Annotated in this window: 17 protein-coding genes; 9 read left to right on the forward strand and 8 right to left on the reverse strand. The window is 56.2% G+C overall.

The features are described 5' to 3' along the window. Nucleotides 1–41: 41 nt before the first annotated feature. The gene (locus IT893_RS00320) at nucleotides 42–1,031 is read right to left on the reverse strand and encodes a methyltransferase type 12 (protein ID WP_197146469.1); all 990 of its coding nucleotides are present in this window, start codon (nucleotides 1,029–1,031) and stop codon (nucleotides 42–44) included. A gap of 57 nt (nucleotides 1,032–1,088) precedes the next feature. On the opposite strand from IT893_RS00320, the gene fmt reads away from it, so the two are divergent. Together fmt and IT893_RS00330 are read left to right on the forward strand one after the other, a co-directional pair. After that, complete coding sequence (fmt, locus tag IT893_RS00325; protein ID WP_197147620.1) at nucleotides 1,089–2,015, forward strand: methionyl-tRNA formyltransferase; 927 nt, start codon at nucleotides 1,089–1,091, stop codon at nucleotides 2,013–2,015. Then, complete coding sequence (locus tag IT893_RS00330) at nucleotides 2,015–2,557, forward strand: GNAT family N-acetyltransferase (protein WP_197146470.1); 543 nt, start codon at nucleotides 2,015–2,017, stop codon at nucleotides 2,555–2,557. The genes fmt and IT893_RS00330 overlap by 1 nt, the downstream gene beginning before the upstream one ends. A 16-nt stretch (nucleotides 2,558–2,573) precedes the next feature. On the opposite strand, the gene IT893_RS00335 is transcribed toward IT893_RS00330, so the two are convergent. Next, nucleotides 2,574–3,557: a LysR family transcriptional regulator gene (locus IT893_RS00335; RefSeq protein WP_008889044.1), complete on the reverse strand. Its 984-nt coding sequence runs from the start codon at nucleotides 3,555–3,557 to the stop codon at nucleotides 2,574–2,576. 138 nt (nucleotides 3,558–3,695) lie between these two features. Between IT893_RS00335 and IT893_RS00340 the strand changes: the two genes are divergently transcribed. Then, a complete protein-coding gene (locus tag IT893_RS00340; protein WP_008889045.1) occupies nucleotides 3,696–3,878 on the forward strand; it encodes a hypothetical protein in 183 nt (60 codons plus the stop codon). A 166-nt stretch (nucleotides 3,879–4,044) separates the two neighbouring features. Here the strand turns inward: IT893_RS00340 and IT893_RS00345 are convergent, their stop codons facing one another. The 6 genes from IT893_RS00345 to IT893_RS00370 all read right to left on the reverse strand — a co-directional run bounded on the left by IT893_RS00345 (nucleotide 4,045) and on the right by IT893_RS00370 (nucleotide 12,602). Next, nucleotides 4,045–5,340, reverse strand: coding sequence for an MFS transporter (locus tag IT893_RS00345; protein ID WP_197146471.1), 1,296 nt, complete (start codon nucleotides 5,338–5,340; stop codon nucleotides 4,045–4,047). A 185-nt stretch (nucleotides 5,341–5,525) separates the two neighbouring features. Further along, nucleotides 5,526–7,541 (reverse strand): TRAP transporter permease, encoded by a 2,016-nt coding sequence (locus IT893_RS00350; RefSeq protein WP_197146472.1) that lies wholly within the window; start codon nucleotides 7,539–7,541, stop codon nucleotides 5,526–5,528. Nucleotides 7,542–7,546: 5 nt separating this feature from the next. After that, nucleotides 7,547–8,023, reverse strand: a complete 477-nt coding sequence (locus IT893_RS00355; protein ID WP_252724024.1) for a DUF1850 domain-containing protein — start codon at nucleotides 8,021–8,023, stop codon at nucleotides 7,547–7,549. Nucleotides 8,024–8,054: 31 nt separating this feature from the next. Continuing rightward, nucleotides 8,055–9,020: a TAXI family TRAP transporter solute-binding subunit gene (locus tag IT893_RS00360; protein ID WP_008889049.1), complete on the reverse strand. Its 966-nt coding sequence runs from the start codon at nucleotides 9,018–9,020 to the stop codon at nucleotides 8,055–8,057. Between the two features lie 460 nt (nucleotides 9,021–9,480). Further along, nucleotides 9,481–10,890, reverse strand: coding sequence for a sigma-54 dependent transcriptional regulator (locus IT893_RS00365; RefSeq protein WP_197146474.1), 1,410 nt, complete (start codon nucleotides 10,888–10,890; stop codon nucleotides 9,481–9,483). After that, the gene (locus IT893_RS00370; protein WP_197146475.1) at nucleotides 10,887–12,602 is read right to left on the reverse strand and encodes an ATP-binding protein; all 1,716 of its coding nucleotides are present in this window, start codon (nucleotides 12,600–12,602) and stop codon (nucleotides 10,887–10,889) included. The genes IT893_RS00365 and IT893_RS00370 overlap by 4 nt, the downstream gene beginning before the upstream one ends. 315 nt (nucleotides 12,603–12,917) lie before the next feature. Here IT893_RS00370 and IT893_RS00375 point away from each other — a divergent pair, with 315 nt between their 5' ends. The 6 genes from IT893_RS00375 (at nucleotide 12,918) to IT893_RS00400 (ending at nucleotide 17,631) form a co-directional block, all read left to right on the forward strand. Continuing rightward, a complete protein-coding gene (locus IT893_RS00375; RefSeq protein WP_008889052.1) occupies nucleotides 12,918–13,634 on the forward strand; it encodes a response regulator transcription factor in 717 nt (238 codons plus the stop codon). An 86-nt stretch (nucleotides 13,635–13,720) separates the two neighbouring features. Next, entirely contained in the window at nucleotides 13,721–15,370 is a 1,650-nt protein-coding gene (locus IT893_RS00380; protein WP_252724025.1) for a stimulus-sensing domain-containing protein, read from the forward strand. Nucleotides 15,371–15,479: 109 nt separating this feature from the next. Beyond that, complete coding sequence (locus IT893_RS00385; protein ID WP_008889054.1) at nucleotides 15,480–15,920, forward strand: HPr kinase/phosphorylase; 441 nt, start codon at nucleotides 15,480–15,482, stop codon at nucleotides 15,918–15,920. Nucleotides 15,921–15,936: 16 nt separating this feature from the next. Further along, nucleotides 15,937–16,869: an RNase adapter RapZ gene (gene rapZ, locus IT893_RS00390; protein ID WP_008889055.1), complete on the forward strand. Its 933-nt coding sequence runs from the start codon at nucleotides 15,937–15,939 to the stop codon at nucleotides 16,867–16,869. Nucleotides 16,870–16,886: 17 nt separating this feature from the next. Further along, on the forward strand, nucleotides 16,887–17,291 hold the full coding sequence (locus tag IT893_RS00395) for a PTS sugar transporter subunit IIA (protein ID WP_008889056.1): 405 nt from the start codon (nucleotides 16,887–16,889) through the stop codon (nucleotides 17,289–17,291). A gap of 64 nt (nucleotides 17,292–17,355) precedes the next feature. Then, nucleotides 17,356–17,631 (forward strand): HPr family phosphocarrier protein, encoded by a 276-nt coding sequence (locus tag IT893_RS00400; protein ID WP_008889057.1) that lies wholly within the window; start codon nucleotides 17,356–17,358, stop codon nucleotides 17,629–17,631. Nucleotides 17,632–17,653 lie beyond the last annotated feature (22 nt).

The following is a 17,653-nucleotide window of genomic DNA, read 5'->3' on the forward strand; positions in this document are numbered from 1 at the left end:
TGCGAAGGGCCGGTTTTCCGGCCCTTTTGTTTTGCGTAGGTTCAGAGTTTGCGGGGTTTGATGTCTTTTGGGTCAAGCCCGACGATCCAGCCCTCCCGGTTCAGAACACTTGGCGTGCGGGGCAGATGTTCCGGGCGGCGGCCTTCGGCAATTTCGATCAAGCCCATTACGCCGATCAGCGCGTCAAAGGCATCGTCCTTGCCGTGGTCCGGCCCAAAGCCATCCTTGATGTCGTCCCAGACCGCAGGACTGATTTCAATGCCCTTGGTGCGGGCGGCATCGCGCAGTTTTTGCAAGAATTCCTTACGGCTTTCCTGATTTGATTTAGTCAACTCACTTGTATAGTCAAGCCAGCCATAAATTTCACCGGGATAGGTTTCAATCAGGGTGACGTCGGGGGATTTGCTGCAGGCTTCAAGATCGCCCGAAAACGGCCAGATGTTAAATCCATCGGCATATCCCGGCATGATCAGGTGTTTGAGGCCATGCAGCATGCCCTTGCCGACCTGATTGGCACCAAGCGTCCAAAAGGGCGGGCAGGCGGCATTGCGTTGGGTGGTTGGAAATTCGCAGGCGCGATGCAGGGCATCGAAATCGGTCAGGCCCAGTGCCTTGATCAGGTGGTCCCGTTTTACGCTGCCCTTGATGCCGGAGCTTTTCGGATAGAATGGCCGGGTGTGCCGGATTTGATCCGGCGATTGGCAGACATCAAAGAATTCCTGCCATTCATCACTTTCAAGCAATCCCAGCAAGGACTTGAAGTCTTTGACATTCGCGCCATCATACCACGTATCCAGAAATCCGATTGGCATATCAAGGCCAAGCCAGAGCACATCGTCCTTGCCATGGCTGGCAAGCGACTGGCGGAACTGATGGAGCATTCCGACCGGCTCAATGGCGTGGATTTGCCAACCAACTTCCGTGCGGGTGGCTTTGGCGACCCAGCGGCCCTTGGCCGACAGGCTCCAGTCCGCATGCCAGATGTGGCTGACCGGGTATTTCGGCGATTGAGGTAAGGCTTGGCTTGTCATTTCGGCAGGATAACGCCAAATTGCCGCCAGAAGAGTCAAAAGATGAATGGGATTGATATGACCAAGCTGCGCATTGCCTTTATGGGAACCCCGGACTTTGCCCTTGTGGCGCTAAAGGATCTGGTGGCGGCGGGGCATGATGTGGTTTGCGTCTATTCACAGCCGCCGCGTCCGGCGGGCCGCGGGCACAAGGAAACGCCAAGCCCGGTGCATGCCTGGTCGGCCGCGCAGGGGATCGAGGTCCGCCATCCGGTGTCGCTGAAATCGCCCGAAGAACAGCAGGCCTTTGCCGATCTTGATCTGGATGTTGCGGTGGTCGCGGCCTATGGCCTGATCCTGCCGAAAGCCATTCTCGATGCGCCGAAATTTGGCTGCTTGAACATTCACGCATCGCTTCTGCCGCGCTGGCGTGGCGCGGCGCCGATCCAGCGCGCCATTTTGGCCGGGGATGCTGCAACCGGTGTCACCATCATGCAGATGGATGTCGGGCTTGATACCGGTGATATGTTGTTGATTGGGGAGCTTCCGATTACGGCGGAGACCTATGCCAATGCCCTGCATGATGATCTGGCGGAACTTGGCGGCAAGATGATTGTCGAGGCGCTTGAAAAGCTGCCCAAGGGGGAGCTTGTTGCGACCAAGCAGCCCGAAGAGGGTGTGACCTATGCGGCAAAGCTTGAACGGGCCGAGGCCAAGCTTGATTTTACCGATGATGCCGCTGCACTCGAACGCAAAATTCGTGCCTTTACCCCTTGGCCGGGGGCCTATTTCGAGCTTGGTAAGGAACGCATCAAGGTGCAGGCGGCCGAGGTGGTTGATCAATCCGGCCCGGTCGGTGAGATCCTTGATGACAAGCTGACGATTGGCTGTGGCACCGGCGCGCTGCGTCCGACCCGCATTCAGCGACCGGGCAAATCGGTGATGGATACTGATGCGGTGCTGCGCGGCTATGATAAGCTTGCCAAGGGCGTAAAGCTCGGCTGATGGCAAATATCACGGCACATACGGGTGGTGATGTGACGATCCGGCCAGCTTTCAACCGTGATGGCGATGGCATTGCCGATCTGATCGCGCTGGTTTTTGCCGATTATACCGGCTGCGTGTTTGATCGCGCCGCCGAATTCCCCGAACTTGATGCGATTGCCGATGACTTCAAGGCCGATGACGGTCGGATCTGGGTTGCGGTCGATGACCACGACCGGGTTCTGGGCTGTTTCGGGGTTAAATATGACGTGGCCAGCCGCGAAGGCGAGCTTCACAAGGTCTATCTGCATCCGGCTGTGCGCGGGCGTGGCGTGGCGCAAAAACTGATGGCCAAGGCATTGGCCTGGCTTGGCCAGACGCATCCGGAATGCGAAGCGGTGATGCTGTGGACCGATACGCGGTTTGAGGCCGGGCATCGGTTTTATGAAAAATGCGGCTTTGCGCGCACAGGCGAAAGCCGCATTCTCGATGATCTTTCCAATTCGTCGGAATGGCAGTTCCGATTTGACTTCGCGGCCTATCAGAAGGCGCTTGGCTTCTAGGCCGGGTGCCTATCGGTTATTTGCCAACATCGCGGGCGGTTTTGCTGGTGTCGGTGGTGCCGTCACTGTTGCGACGCACCGCACGGGCATCGCGGAAGCCAAGCTCCCACGGCGGGACCGGGGTGAATTTTTCGGCCAGGAAGTCAACAAAGGCGCGGACCTTGGGCGACAGGTGGCGTTTATGCGGATACACCGCCGAAATCCACGCCTGGTCATGGACATATTCGGTCAGAACCGGGGTCAGACGGCCGGTGCGGATATCTTCGTGCACCAGATATTCGGCCAGGCGCGCCATGCCCAGCCCGGCCAGAACCGCTTCGTGGAGCACGTCACCGTCATTGGCCGAGAACGAGCCCTGTGCGCGGAACGCGACGTGACCATCGGGTGTTTCAAAGTGCCAGTCGTTAAAGCTTTCGCGTGACGAAAGATGCAGACAGTTATGGTTTTCAAGGTCTTGCGGTTTGCGCGGGATACCGTTCTTTTCGAGATATTCCGGCGATGCGACGATCATGCGCCGGTTGACCGCATATTTACGCGCAATCAGCGACGAGTCTTCGAGTGCCGAGAGGCGAATGGCAAGGTCATAGCCATCGTTGACCAGATCGGTGAATTTGTCATCAAGGGTCAGCTCGATCCGCACATCGGGATAGCGCGCAAGGAACTCCGGGATCAGCGGCACCACCTGCATCTTGGTGAAGGCGACCGATGCGTTGATGCGCAATGTCCCGCGCGGGGCGGCATAAAGCTGGGTGACGACTTCTTCGGCTTCCTCGATCTCATTCAGGATCGTGCGGGCGCGCTCATAAAAGGCGCGGCCTTCCTCGGTCAGACTGAGCTGACGGGTGGTGCGCATCAAAAGACGGGCCCCCAGACGATCTTCAAGGCGTGAGATGTATTTCGAAACAGCTGACGGTGACAGACGCATTGTCCGGGCAGCGGCCGAGAAACTGCCTTCCTCGACTGCATGGACAAAGATTTCCATTTCCGCGGCGCGATCCATATTCAGCTTTCCTATTTATGACGGACATTCACAAGTAATGTGCATATTGAGGTAATTCTCTTTCCCCGTAAAGGAAATTAGATTGAGTTCATCGAGAGCGACACGGCGTCGCAACGAACGAAATTTTAGGAGGTCACCATGGCCACTTACGAAGAAATCACCACCCGTTACATCTCCACCACCGAAATCGAGGCAGGTGTACGTAAAGGTCAGCAGCTCCGCGCTGAATTCGTAGGCTCCTTCTTCCGTAACCTGTTCAAAGGTTCCGAGAAATCAGCCGACGTAAACCATCCGGCCGGCACCGTTGGCGGTGCTGCCTAACTGACGAACTAACTGCATGCGGTCGAGCGCCGATTGATTTCCTCCCCAAGAGGTGCTCCCGCAGGCAGGGACTATGACGACGGTTTCTATCTAGCGTCTTCCTCCCTATTTGACGCTGTTTTCCCGACTGGCCCGGTCACTTTTGTGATCCGGGCCATTTTTTTGCCTAATCGGCCTCTTTGGGGGCGATGTTGGGCGGCATGTAAAAGCCCGGCCGTTCCGAGAACCACGACCCCAGGCTGACGATGGCGGCGGCAATCAGGGTCACCACCAGCATGGTGGCAATCGATATGTCGGCGGCAAACATCCAGCCATAAATCGCCGGGCCGATGGCCGAGGCCAGCACCATGACAGCGGTCAGCGTACTGCGCACCGCGCCAATTTCATCAAGCGGCACCAGTTCGGGGATGATGGCGGTGCGCAGTGTTGTGGCAAATCCGACCGTAATGCCGACCAGCCCCATATAAATCAGGATCACCCACGGCGTGGTTGTGAGCGCCAAAATGGCAATGCCAACCATCATCGGGATCAGATGCCAGGGAAACAGGCGGCGCGCCGAATGTTTGTCAATCAGCGGACCACTGCCAAATGCGCCCAGCACCGATGTAATGGCAAACACCGTAAACCCGGCGGCAAACCAGCCAAGCTCGATCCCCTTGCTGTTGGAAATCGCCCCCTGATGGAAAAAGAGGGCGGTCATGATCAAGGGGGGTGTCGCCAGCATCGGCATGCAGAACCAGACATAAAGCGATTTGAACAGACGCGGGTGATCACTTTGGCTGGTGTCTGTCGGGGACTCGGCGTGATCCGCGCTGTTCGGATCCGCAATGGTTGCCGACTCGGTTGATTTTGCCTGTGATCTTGTGGGCGCCTTGCGGAATTTCGCATCGCTTCGAATAAGCCAGATCGCAACCGGCAGCAGGACCAGCAAAATAAACACCGCCGACCCGGCATAGGTATATCGCCAGCCAAAGGCAGCAATCAGGGCCAGCAAGGTGGCGGGCATGATTGCCTCTGCCAGGGGAAAGCCGAAACTGGCAATCGCCAGCGCCCGTCCGCGACTGCGCGAAAAATAGCGCGCGATGCCGGTCATGCTGACATGGCTCATCAATCCCTGACCAGCCAGACGCAACACAAACAGGGCCGCAATCAGCATCCAGACATTGCCGGCGAGCGCAATCATCACACAGCCAAGTGCAAGAAGCGCCATGGTGGCGAGGCTGTAGGACAGGATATCGACCTTGTCGATCCAGCGCCCGACGACCGGCAGGCATAGTGCGCTGGCAATGGTGATGCCGGCATAGATATTGGCAAATTCGGTTTCATTGAGTCCCAAGCTTGCCGAGATGAAGGGCACAAACAGTGCGACCAGAAACGTTTGCCCGAACGAGGAGCCAAAACTGTGCAACGCGCCAAAGGCAAGTTGGCGGGGCGCTTGGCGAAGCAAGATCAAAAACTGCATGCGGATTCCGGCGAGGTATGAGTGGGGCGCAAAATTAAATAGTATGAGGAATGTATCTGGCGTGTGAACAGCTGTCTACCTGCCCGCATGGGTGGGATGGGATCAGGGGGTTCGGGAATGCGGCAAAGAAAAAGCCCGCAAGCATGACGCTTGCGGGCTTTGACTTTCGTCGGGACGGAGATGGTTTAGCTTGCGGCGACTGCCGGTGTCGGGGTGTTCTTTTTGCCCTGCCACCAGTTAAAGCCAAGAACCGCAAGAAGGACGATCGTGCCAGCGATTTCTGCCCGGATGTCGGGATAGAACACGCCGATGGTTGCCGGAACGATGATGATGCGTGAAAGCACATCCATCGGGGCAAACAGATAGCCTTCAAGGGCGGCGGCAAAGGCCACCAGACACAGAATCGCGGTAAAGCCGGTCCAAAGGACGATCTGGATCGAACCGCCTTCGATGATTTCCGGATTGAAGACCATGAAGGCCGGGATCAGATAGAGACCCTTGGCGAATTTCCACGCCTGAATACTGGTTTCCATCGGACTGGCGTTGGCAATTGCAGCCCCCGCGAAGCCCGCCAGTGCAATCGGCGGCGTGACGTTACTGTCCTGCGAGTACCAGAACACCACCAGATGCGCGATCAGAAGCGGAATGCCGAACTCGTTCGACAGTGCCGGACCCACCAGCACGATCAGGACGATATAGGATGCCGTGACCGGCAGACCCATACCGAGGATCAGGCTTGCGATCAGTACCAGAACAAGCGCCAGAACGATGTTGCCACCCGAAAACGCGATCATCATCGACGAGAATTTCAGGCCAAGACCGGTGACGCCGACCACGCCGACAATGATACCGGCAACCGCACAGGCCATCGAAACGGCAACGGCGTTTTTGGCACCAAGTTCAAGGGCGGCAATGGTGATCGCGATGCCCTTGCGAATGGCGGCGACCAGTTTTTCGTGGCTTGGTTTTTCACCCTGCTGCGGGGCGACAAAGAAGAACCACAGTGCATAACGCAGGGCAGCAACCGCCATCACAGACAGAATGGCCCAGAAGCCCACCCGCATCGGCGAGATATTAAGCACCAGCAGGTAAATCAGAATGCCCAGTGGCAGGATGAACTGCCAGCCTTCCTTGAGAACTTCTTTCCAGTCCGGAAGCTCTTCGACCGGCATGCCGCGCATGCCCTGTTTGAGGGCAACGATATGCACGAACAGATAAACCGTGCCGAGATAGAGGATCGCCGGGAAGATGGAGACCAGAACGATGTCGAGATACGGCACCTGGGTATATTCGGAAATCAGGAACGCTCCCGCCCCCATCAGCGGCGGGGTGATCTGACCACCGGTGGATGCCGCGGCCTCAACACCGCCCGCCTGTGCCGGTCGGTAACCGAGCTTTTTCATCAGCGGAATGGTAAAGGCGCCCGTGGTGACAACGTTGGCAATTGCCGAGCCACTGATCGATCCCATCCCGGCCGATGCCAGAACGGCGGCCTTGGCCGGGCCACCCGGTTTTCTGCCGGTGGCGGCATAAGCCATATCGATAAAGAATTTGCCAGCACCCGTGACTTCAAGAAACGCGCCAAACAGAACGAACATGAAGATATAGGTCGCAGCAACCCCCATCGGCAGGCCATAAATGCCTTCCTGACCGAGGTAAAGTTGCCCGACAAGGCGATCAACGTCGTTGCCGCGATGGGCAAGAATGCCCGGAAGCCATTCACCGACCCACGGCAGCGCACCGCGCGGACCCGACAGGGCGTAAATGATGGCAACAATGCCAATCACGGTCATGCCAAGGCCGACAGCACGGCGGCTGGCCTCCAGCACGGTGACGGTGGCAATCACGCCAATGATCAGGTCGGTTTCGCTCCAGAAACCGGCGCGGTTGATGATTTCATCAAGAAAGAACGTAAGATAGAAGCCCGTGGTAAAGGCACCGGCCAGGAAGGCCAGATCAATCACCCAGCCAAGGAAGCCGCGCTTTTTGTTGCTGCCGAAAATCGGGAACATCAAAAAGGCCAGGAACATCACGAACGCAAGGTGAATACTGCGTTGATAGAACAGGCCAAGCGGCTCGATCCCTGCGCCATACATCTGGAACAAAGAGAGTGCGACTGCGACAATCGAGATTGCCCACAGAACCAGTTTTGGCTGTGGCAATCTATCCGTCATGGATGGCAGCGTTGCCTGTTCGGACATGAAATTTATTCCCCGGTATCAAGGCGGATGGTGACACGGGTGTGTTCAGCCATCTTTGAAAGGTTGATTTCGTCACGGTCAGTGACGATGCGGTGGTTCACCGCAAGTGAGCCGACGCGCAACACATAGGCATTGCCGCGTACAGGTTCGTCGATATCTTCGATCCAGTATCCGCCGCCTTCTGCGCTGGTCAGGATCCCGCGACCGGGATAATGACCAAGTCCCGCCGCGAAGTCGGGCTGATAGGCGCGATGGAGAACCATCTTGCCAAGATCGTCTACATAACAGTCAATCACGCCATCACCGGTGACAGAATGGTTCCAATACAGGCACCAGCCGGTTTGACGCGGGATTTCGGTTCTGGCCAGAAGCGCCCCGTCCGCACCGATCACCTCAAGATGATCAATAACGGTGCCGGGTTTGACGTGATCCTGATAGGCTGGGCCAGCACATGCCGCGATCAGGAGAAGAAGGGCGGCCATTGCTGGCCGCCCGAACTTTTGCAGAAGCATCTTACTTGATCAGCTTCGGCGGAATCGGCATGCCGGTTTCTTCGTAGTAACGAAGGGCGCCCGGATGCATCGGGATCGGGGTCGAGTTCAGAGCGAAATCAACCGTGGTGTCGTTTGCCGCCGGGTGGATGGCAATCAGTTCGTCGACCTTTTCAAACAGGGTCTTGGTGATCTGGTACGCCAGTTCCTCGTCCATTTCTTCGTTCACGAACAGAACGTTCGGGGTCGAAATGGTGTTAACCGGTGCAGTTACGCCTTCGTAAACGCCTTTACGCAAGGCATACGGTGCGAAGGTCGGTTCTGCATCGAGGGCCGCCAGGATTTCATCGTCGGTCAGCGCGATCAGTTTGATTTCACGCGTGGTCGCGAGGTTCAGGATCGAGCTGGTGGGCGGACCAACGCTCCAGAAACCGGCATCGATGTCACCATCACGAAGAGCATCTGCGGTTTCGTTGAAGTTCAGGCGCTGTTCTTCGATGTCATCATAGGTGATGCCGTTAGCAGCAAGCAGGGTCTGTGCCGAAACTTCGGTACCCGAACCCGGTGCGCCAACAGAAACGCGCTTGCCTTTAAGGTCGGCAAGGCCGTTGATGCCGCTGTCGGCCATGGTGACGAGCTGAACAGCGTTCGGATAGATCGACGCCAGAGCGCGAACGTTATCAAGGGTGCGGCCTTCGAATTTACCGGTGCCGGTGTAACCAGCATAAACGGTATCAGCCAGACCGATTGCGATGTCACTGTCGCCACGGGCAATCAGGCCCATGTTTTCAACAGATGCGCCGGTGACTTCGGCAACGGCACTGGTGCCGTCGATGTATTTGGTGATCAGTTCCGCAAGGCCACCGCCATACGGATAATAGGTGCCACCGGTACCACCGGTTGCGATTGACAGTTGCTGTGCCGACGCGGGTGCGACGGTCAGCATCATGGCTGCGGCTGCTGCGGTGAGCAGGGTACGGAGCTTCATGATAGTCCTCCCTAGGGTTAAACACTTAAGCGACGAATAGATCCAAGAGATCGTAAAACAATATGGGTCTTCACGTTCGTTGGCGGCCTGTAAACCGGGCCTGTTGTTTTTGGGTTTTCGAAGATGCCAGATGTTGATCGCAACATGGTTGGCCGATCAAGCCAGACGGGCACCCTTCAAAGACCAATTCCAAGAGATGATTTTAAGTCAGCCGTTTGAACCGTCCGAACCGGACCGGCTGTCAGATTTCCTCCCTCGGATTTTTGTCAGTTTATCATTTTGGTGTTTTAAAATGCAATGAGTATGCCAAACAGGAAATAAAATTAACAATTACAAATCAATGACTTAGATTGCCTCGATTTGTCAATTCGGCATAATCTTGCCGATTTACCAAAATGGATCGGCGGATTCTTGCCGATTTATTGCGCATGCGAACAAAATATCGCAATGCAACAATAGCTTAGGCCGGTTTGTCGCGCCGGATGTTGAGCTTTTTCATTTTCTCGTTAAGCGTCCGGCGCGGGATGTCGAGTTCTTCCATCACCGATTTGACATTGCCGTCATGGCGATCAAGCGCATCGCGAATGATGCGTTCCTCAAACTCGCGGACCTGATCGGCAAGGGCGAGATCGCCGGTGGGGACTGATGTTGTTTCAAAACCACCCTTGAACAGCCGTTTGAAGCGTTCCTCAGGGCTTCCGACCAAAAGAACATACCGTTCGGCCATGTTTTTAAGTTCGCGGACATTGCCCGGCCATTCATGGGCCCTGAGTTGCGCGATCAATGCCGGGGACAGGCGTTCATACGGGCGTTCGAACCGCTCAGCGGCCCGTTCGGCAAAGATATCAAACAGAAGCGCGACATCATCCTGGCGTTCGCGCAACGGGGCGATGGACAGCTCGAACGTGTTGATGCGAAACAGCAAATCTTCGCGGAAATTGCGTTCGGCAACCGCGGCGACCAGATCTTCGTTGGTGGCACAGATCAAACGGAAATCGACCTTCACCGGTGCGTTGGAGCCCAGACGCACCACTTCGCGCTGTTCGATCACGCGCAGCAATTTGGCCTGAAGGGCAAGCGGCATGCTTGATATTTCATCGAGAAACAGCGTGCCGCCAATCGCATGTTCGATCCAGCCGATCCGTTGGCTTGCCGCCCCGGTAAAGGCCCCCTTTTCATGGCCAAACAGTTCGCTTTCGGCCGTGCTTTCGGGGATGGCGGCACAGTTTACCGCGATAAATTTTTCATCACGCCGGTCGCTTAGATCATGGATGGCGCGCGCGACCAGTTCCTTGCCGGTGCCGGTTTCGCCTGAAATCAGAACCGGGACTTCGGTTGGCGCAATATTGGCGATTTCATCCTTGAGGTTACGCATCGGCATCGAATTGCCGATCAGGCGGGATTCAAGGCTGCCGCGGCTTGCGATCTGACGCCGAAGGTTGCGGTTTTCAAGAACAAGGCGGCGCTTTTCAATGGCGCGTTCAAGGCTTTCGACAATGTCTTTGGGCTCGAACGGCTTTTCGACGAAATCATAGGCGCCGCTTTTCATCGCCTCGACCGCCATTGGCACATCGCCGTGGCCTGTCATCAGGATGATCGGGATGTCCGGGTCGGCGGCCAGAACGGATCGGGTAAAGGTAATGCCATCAAGCTTGGGCATTTTGACATCGGTCAGGATGACGCCGGCAAAATCGGGGCTGATGTCATGCAGGGCCTGACGGGCATCTTCATAGACCGTGACGTCAAAGTCGGAAAGTTCAAGCCACTGGGCAAGCGAGATACGCATCGCCTCGTCATCATCGACAATGATGATGTGCGGTGTGATCTGAATTTCTGCGTCACTGTGTGGCACTTGCTTGGTGGTCGTCACGGTGTTTTACCCTTGAGTAACGGCAGACGGACTTCGAAACAGGCCCCGGCCGTTTCGGTGTTATAGGCTTTTATGCTGCCCCCGAAGTCCCGCACAATGCCATAAGTTACCGAAAGTCCCAATCCCACGCCTTGTCCCGGGTCCTTGGTGGTAAAGAACGGGTCAAACAAAAGCGACAGGGTTTCTTCATTCATGCCAGGCCCGGTATCGGTAATCTGCATGATGACGTCGGTCTTGGTGCTCGCAAGGTCAATGCGGATGCGTTTGACCGAACTGTCGGCCATGGCATCCAGTGCGTTGCGGATGATGTTCACGCAAATCTGTTCGATGCGCACAAGATCGGCCTGGATCACCAGTGGCGTATCGGGTTCATTGCGCTCAAGCGTGCATTCTTCCTGCTGCAATTGCGGGCTTAGCAATTGCAGGGTGTTATCAAGTGCGACCTTAAGGTCGACCGGCTCCAGCACGCCGGTGGATTTGCGCGAAAACGTTTTGAGCTGGCCTGTGATCGCGCCCATGCGTTCGGTGAGTGCGGAGATCTGGTTGATGTTCTGATCAAGCTTTTCGGTTTTGCCGCGTTCCAGCATCAGTTTGGCACTGGCGCAGAATGTCCGGATGGCTGTGATCGGCTGATTGATTTCATGGGCGATGGCAGCCGACATTTGTCCAAGGGCGGCAAGCTTTCCGGCCTGGACCAGTTCGTTCTGGGTGCCGCGCAGTTCTTCTTCGGTTTTGCGCCGGACGGCGATTTCTTCCTCAAGGCGGATGTTCAGTGCCTGAATGCGGGCAAATTCGCGCGCTTCGCGCTGGGAGGCGAGCTTGAGTTCGCGTTCGCGCAAAAACAGGATGATCAGAATGATCAGTCCGGCACCACTGACGGCAATGAACAGGGCGGCGGCCTGACGGTTGGAAACATAATCCATCGATGTCAGGTAATAGAGCCGCCATTTGCTGTCTTGCATGTGTTTGTCATCAAACAGGAAACGTTCGGAATTGATGGTGACAATACCCGTGCCCTTGGCCAGTTGCTGGCCGATATCAAGGGATGCCAGTTCCTTGCCGGGATATTGTTGATGGCGGACAATCCGGCCGCGCACCTCGGGCGAGAGTTCCGAAAGCGTGCGGTATTTCCAGTCGCCGCGACTGGTCATGGTAATCACACCGTCTTCATCGGCGACAAAGACGGTCTCGCCACCTTCCTGCCAGTTGCTTTCGACCTCATCGAGTTCGATCTTCACCACCGCAACGCCGATGATTTCATCGTCACCGCGGATCGGATTGGAAATAAACAGGCCCGCCCGCCCGGTGGTCACCCCGATGCCAAAGAAAAACCCCTCGCCGCCGGTAATCGACTGACTGAAATAGGGGCGAAATCCGTAATCCTCGCCAACAAAGCTGTCGGGTGTGTTCCAGTTGCTTGCCGCGACCGTCATGCCGGTTTTGTCCATGACATAAAGGGCGGCCGCACCGGATCGTTGTTTGACCCGTTCAAGATACATATCCGCAGTGCGGGGATTTCCGGTGCCGGTGATGGCGGCGATCACTTCGTGATGGCGGGCAACGACATAGGGCAGATAGCGATATTGATCGACGGCCGCGCGCAGCGAACTGTCATACAGTGCCAGGCGTGCCTGTGCGGTGCGATGCAATTCATTGATTGTCAGATTGCCGGTCGAACTGACAACAAGCCAGACAACAAGTGTCGAAATCAAAACCCCGGCAGCGGTCAGGCTGGCACGGCTGAACTTGCTTAACCAATAGAAAATCGCGACCTCCCGTCGGGTCAGGGATCAATTTGGTTTGTCCCGCGTTCGGGACAGGTGGGCATTTTACCCTGATGCGATGATTGTTATTTGCCGCAGTGGCGCAAAGTCAACAAATACAGCGATGTGACAGATCGCACTGCGACTGTATTCGACAAGCCTTAATTATGCCGCAAGTGGTTATTTTTTCGCCACATTGGAATGTAAATTGTATAGTCACCACACGAATGAGTGAAATGTATCTGTCCAGTAGATGAGGTCCAGGTGAGTAAGATCGCACTTGTTGATGACGACCGTAATATCCTGACGTCGGTTTCGATGGCGTTGGAAGAAGAAGGATATGAGGTCCTGACATATTCTGATGGCTCGGAGGCACTTCATGCCATCACGAAGGAAGAGCCTGATCTTGCGGTGCTTGATATCAAGATGCCCCGTATGGACGGACTGGAACTTCTGACCCATTTGCGCAAGAAAACCGAAATGCCGGTGATCTTCCTGACGTCCAAGGATGACGAGGTTGATGAACTGACCGGCCTGCGCATGGGTGCCGATGATTACATCAAGAAACCGTTTTCCCAGCGTCTGCTGATTGAACGTATCCGCACCCTTCTGCGTCGCGCGGAAATCATGCGTGCGGGCGGTGTGCGTCCGAACGGGTCGGATGATGTTCTGCAACGCGGTGATCTGGTGCTTGATCCGTCGCGCCACATGTGCAGCTGGAAAGGTCAGCATGTTAATCTGACCGTGACCGAGTTCCTGTTGATTCAGGCACTGGCCAAACATCCGGGGCATGTGAAAAACCGTGACCAGCTGATTGATGCGGCCTACGGCGAACATATCTATGTCGATGACCGCACGATCGACAGCCACATCAAACGCCTGCGCAAGAAATTCCGCGAGACCGACAAGGAATTCAAGGAAATCGAAACCCTGTATGGCGTCGGTTACCGGTACCGCGACACGGCCACTGTGGCAGGTTGATCAGGATTTTTGACGCGCCGGAGCTTTGTGCTTCGGCGCGCACTCTTTTGCAGGCCCGCTTCCCGGGCCGGTTATTGCAGGTTTGAATGAGCGATCTTGGGACTGGTGATCACGACCAGCACACAGGTCCGTCCGAACCCCGGACGACACGGATAGAGGAACGCCACGGGCTGTTTTCGCCTTTGACCTGGCGGATTCTGGCCGTGAATGCGCTGGCACTTTTTGTGCTGGTGGCGGGTATTTTGTATCTGGGCCGCTACAAGCAGGAACTTATTCATTCCGAACTGGAAGCCATGGCGGTGCAGGCGGAAATGTATGCCGCTGCGCTGTCAACGTCGGCGGTGAGTTCCAGTGATGACGCAACCAACCGGGTGAAAATCGAAGTGGCGCGCGAAATGGTGCGTCGTCTTGTCGGGATTACCGGCGCACGCACCCGGCTTTTTGCGACCAATGGCAGCCTTTTGGCTGATAGTCGCAGCATCCAGTCACTTGGTGCGGGCACCATTCAGGCCGAACAACTTCCGCCACCCGGCGAAGAAGATGCCTTTGCCGATATCATGCGCAAACTGACCGATGGCATCCTGACATTATTTGAGGGCGAACAACCCTTGCCACTTTATGTCGATCCGCCGGTTGCCAGTGCGGCCGATTACCCGGAAGTGCGCGCAGCCCTTGCGGGCTATTCGCGCGGGGTTGTCCGCGTTGATAGCGAAGGACGCCGGGTCTTGTCGGTATCGGTGCCGGTTGCCCGGTTCAAGCAGGTTCTGGCATCGGTGATGATGACCAAAAGCGGCGAATCGATTGAAAACGCCCTGCATGCGGTGCGGCTTGATATCCTGAAGATCTTTGTCTTTGCCTTTGGCATTACGGTGTTGTTGTCGATCTATCTTGCCGGGGTGATCACACGGCCGCTCAACCGGTTGGCACGTGCGGCCGAGCGGGTGCGGCGCAGCAAAAACCGCCAGTTCGCCATTCCCGATCTGTCGGATCGTCGCGATGAAATCGGCGATTTGTCGACCACACTGCGCGATATGACCGAAACGCTCTGGGATCGCATGGATGCGATTGAACGTTTTGCTGCCGATGTCGCGCATGAGATCAAAAACCCGCTGACATCATTGCGGTCCGCGGTGGAAACCGCCACGCGCCTTAAGGATCCGGAGCGCCAGCGCCGCCTGATGGAAATCATCGCCGAAGATGTCCAGCGTCTTGATCGCCTGATCAGTGATATTTCCGATTATTCGCGGATGGATGCCGAATTGTCGCGCGCCGAGAGCGAGGAAGTCGATCTTGATGTGCTGCTTTATACGCTGGGCGAACTTTATAACGCCGATGCCGAGGGCCCGCGGATTAAGGTATCCGTGCCCGAAAACCTGAATGTCCCGGCGCTTGAAAGTCGTCTGACACAGGTGTTCAGGAACCTGATTTCGAATGCGATTACCTTTACGCCCGAAGGCGGTGAAGTGCGCGTACGGGCATGGCGCGATAAAAACTGGGCCGTGATCACGGTCGAGGATGATGGCCCGGGCATCCCGCCCGGCAAGGAAGAGGCGATCTTTAACCGGTTCTATACCGAACGCCCAGCGACCGAGAAATTCGGGCAGCATTCGGGCTTGGGGCTTTCGATTTCCAAGCGAATCATTGCCGCCCATAATGGCGAGCTGAGTGCACAGAATCGCGTGGTCCGTGACGAGATCAAGGGCGCTGTCTTTACCATTCGCCTGCCGCTCGACTAAGATTTTTCAGCGTAAAAAGTGCGAAATGCCTATGCGGGAGGTTAAGTGGATCACGCCCCGGGCTTTTGGGGTTTGACAAGCCAACCTCTGCCAAGCATCGTTTTGCATTATGTCCCAGCTTCACGCAAATTGTGTCCGGATCGGCGCCCATGCGGTGCTGTTGCGCGGGCCTTCCGGATCTGGAAAATCCGGGCTTTCGCTGCGTCTGATCGACGCGGGCGGCTTTCTTGTTTCCGATGATCGAACCGACCTTGTGGCGCGCGATGGCCGCCTGATCGCCAGCGCACCCGATCAGATTGCCGGGTTGTGCGAAGTCCGCGGCATCGGTGTTGTGCGTGGTTTGCCGCAAAAAACCGAAGGCGATGTGCGGGTTCTGATTGATCTGGTCACCGATCCAGCCACGGTTGAACGCATGCCTGAACCCGATTTCGAAGAGATTTGTGGCATTGCGATCCCGCGTTGGACATTATGTGCATCCGATCTGGCCATCGAGGCAAAGATTGGAGTAGCTTTGGCGCTCGCGACGGGTGGAATGACACTTGAACCGTAATCCACAGGACCCAGACTTGCAGAAAACTTCGGCGAATTCTTCGGACAGCCAGAACAAGGCCCTGGGGGCGTTTGATGGCAAAAGCGGACTGGTTCTTGTGACCGGGGTATCCGGTGCCGGACGCACGACGACCCTTAAGATACTTGAAGATTTCGGCTTTGATGCGGTCGATAACCTGCCGCTGCGCATGCTATCTGCCCTGGTGCCAGGCGATTGTCGCCCGGAACAGCCGATTGCCATCGGCCTTGATATCCGGACCCGTGATTTCGGCGTTGATCAGTTTGTCGAGATTGTCGGTCGCCTGCGCAAACAGACCGGCATGGATCCGTTGATGATCTATGTCGATGCCGACACAACGGTCCTGCAGCGCCGATTTACCGAAACCAGACGTCCGCATCCACTCAGCCATGATCGGCCTCTGGTTGACGCGATCGAGCACGAAAAACGCCTGATGGCGCCGATTGCAGCGACCGCGGATATGCGCATTGATACATCGCGCCTGAAATCGGCCGAGCTTCGCAAGATCCTGCAAGACCAGTTCGACATTGGCGAAAATGAAGGCCTTGCGATCTTTGTGCGCAGCTTTTCGTTCCGTCAGGGTGTTCCGGCAGAAGCCGATCTTGTTTTTGACGTTCGCTTTCTGCGCAACCCGCATTATGATCCCGAGCTTCGCCTGATGACCGGGATGAATGCGGCTGTTGGGCAATACATAGAAGAAGACCCGGATTTCGCCGGGTTTATCGACCGCCTGAAGGCAATGCTGGAGCCGATTTTGCCGCGCTATGCGCAGGAAGGTAAAAGCTATCTGACCATTGCGGTCGGGTGCACAGGTGGTCAACATCGTTCGGTTTATATCGCGCGGTTACTCAATGACTGGATTGCCGATCTGGGATATGACACACATCTCAGCCATCGGGACAAACCGGACGAGCCGACCTCGGGGGAGTGAAAAATGGAGAAAACTGCATGATCGGGATGGTGCTGGTCACCCACGGCGATCTCGCGAAAGAGTTCGTATCTGCCTTGCAGCATGTTGTTGGCGAACAGGAAAATGTCGAAGCGGTCTGTATCGGACCGGATGACGACATGGAACAACGCCGCGCAGATATTCTTGCCAGTGTCGAAAAGGTCGACAGCGGCAAAGGTGTTGTCCTTCTGACCGACATGTTTGGCGGGACCCCGTCCAATCTGGCGATTTCCATTATGGAACAGGCAAATGTCGAAGTCATCGCAGGGGTTAATTTACCTTTGCTGATTAAACTCGCATCTGTTCGCATCGACGGCACCTTGGCCGAGACGGTCAATGCGGCCCAGGATGCGGGGCGTAAATACATCAACGTTGCGTCGCGTTTGCTGAGCGGCGAGGAATAAGTCAGCCACAAAAAGAACAGGGCCGGATGCGCGGGGACAGTGCATCAGGCTTGCGGGGACATACATGGCGCAGAAGGAAAAACGCACTTTAACAATCAGCAACCAGCGAGGATTGCACGCGCGGGCGGCTGCAAAATTTGTTAAACTGGCAGGTGAATTTCAATCGAGCATCATGGTGCGCAACCGCGGCACCGAAGTGTCGGGTGTGTCGATCATGGGTTTGATGATGCTGGCCGCATCCATCGGCACCGAGATCGAGGTCGAGGCCACCGGCCCGGACGCCAAACAGGCGATTGATGCGCTTAACGAACTGGTCGATGCCAAGTTCGACGAAGAATAGGATCCCGCGGATCACGATTTGA

This window comes from Thalassospira sp. A40-3 (genome assembly GCF_015871485.1).
GTDB classification, from domain to species: domain Bacteria; phylum Pseudomonadota; class Alphaproteobacteria; order Rhodospirillales; family Thalassospiraceae; genus Thalassospira; species Thalassospira tepidiphila.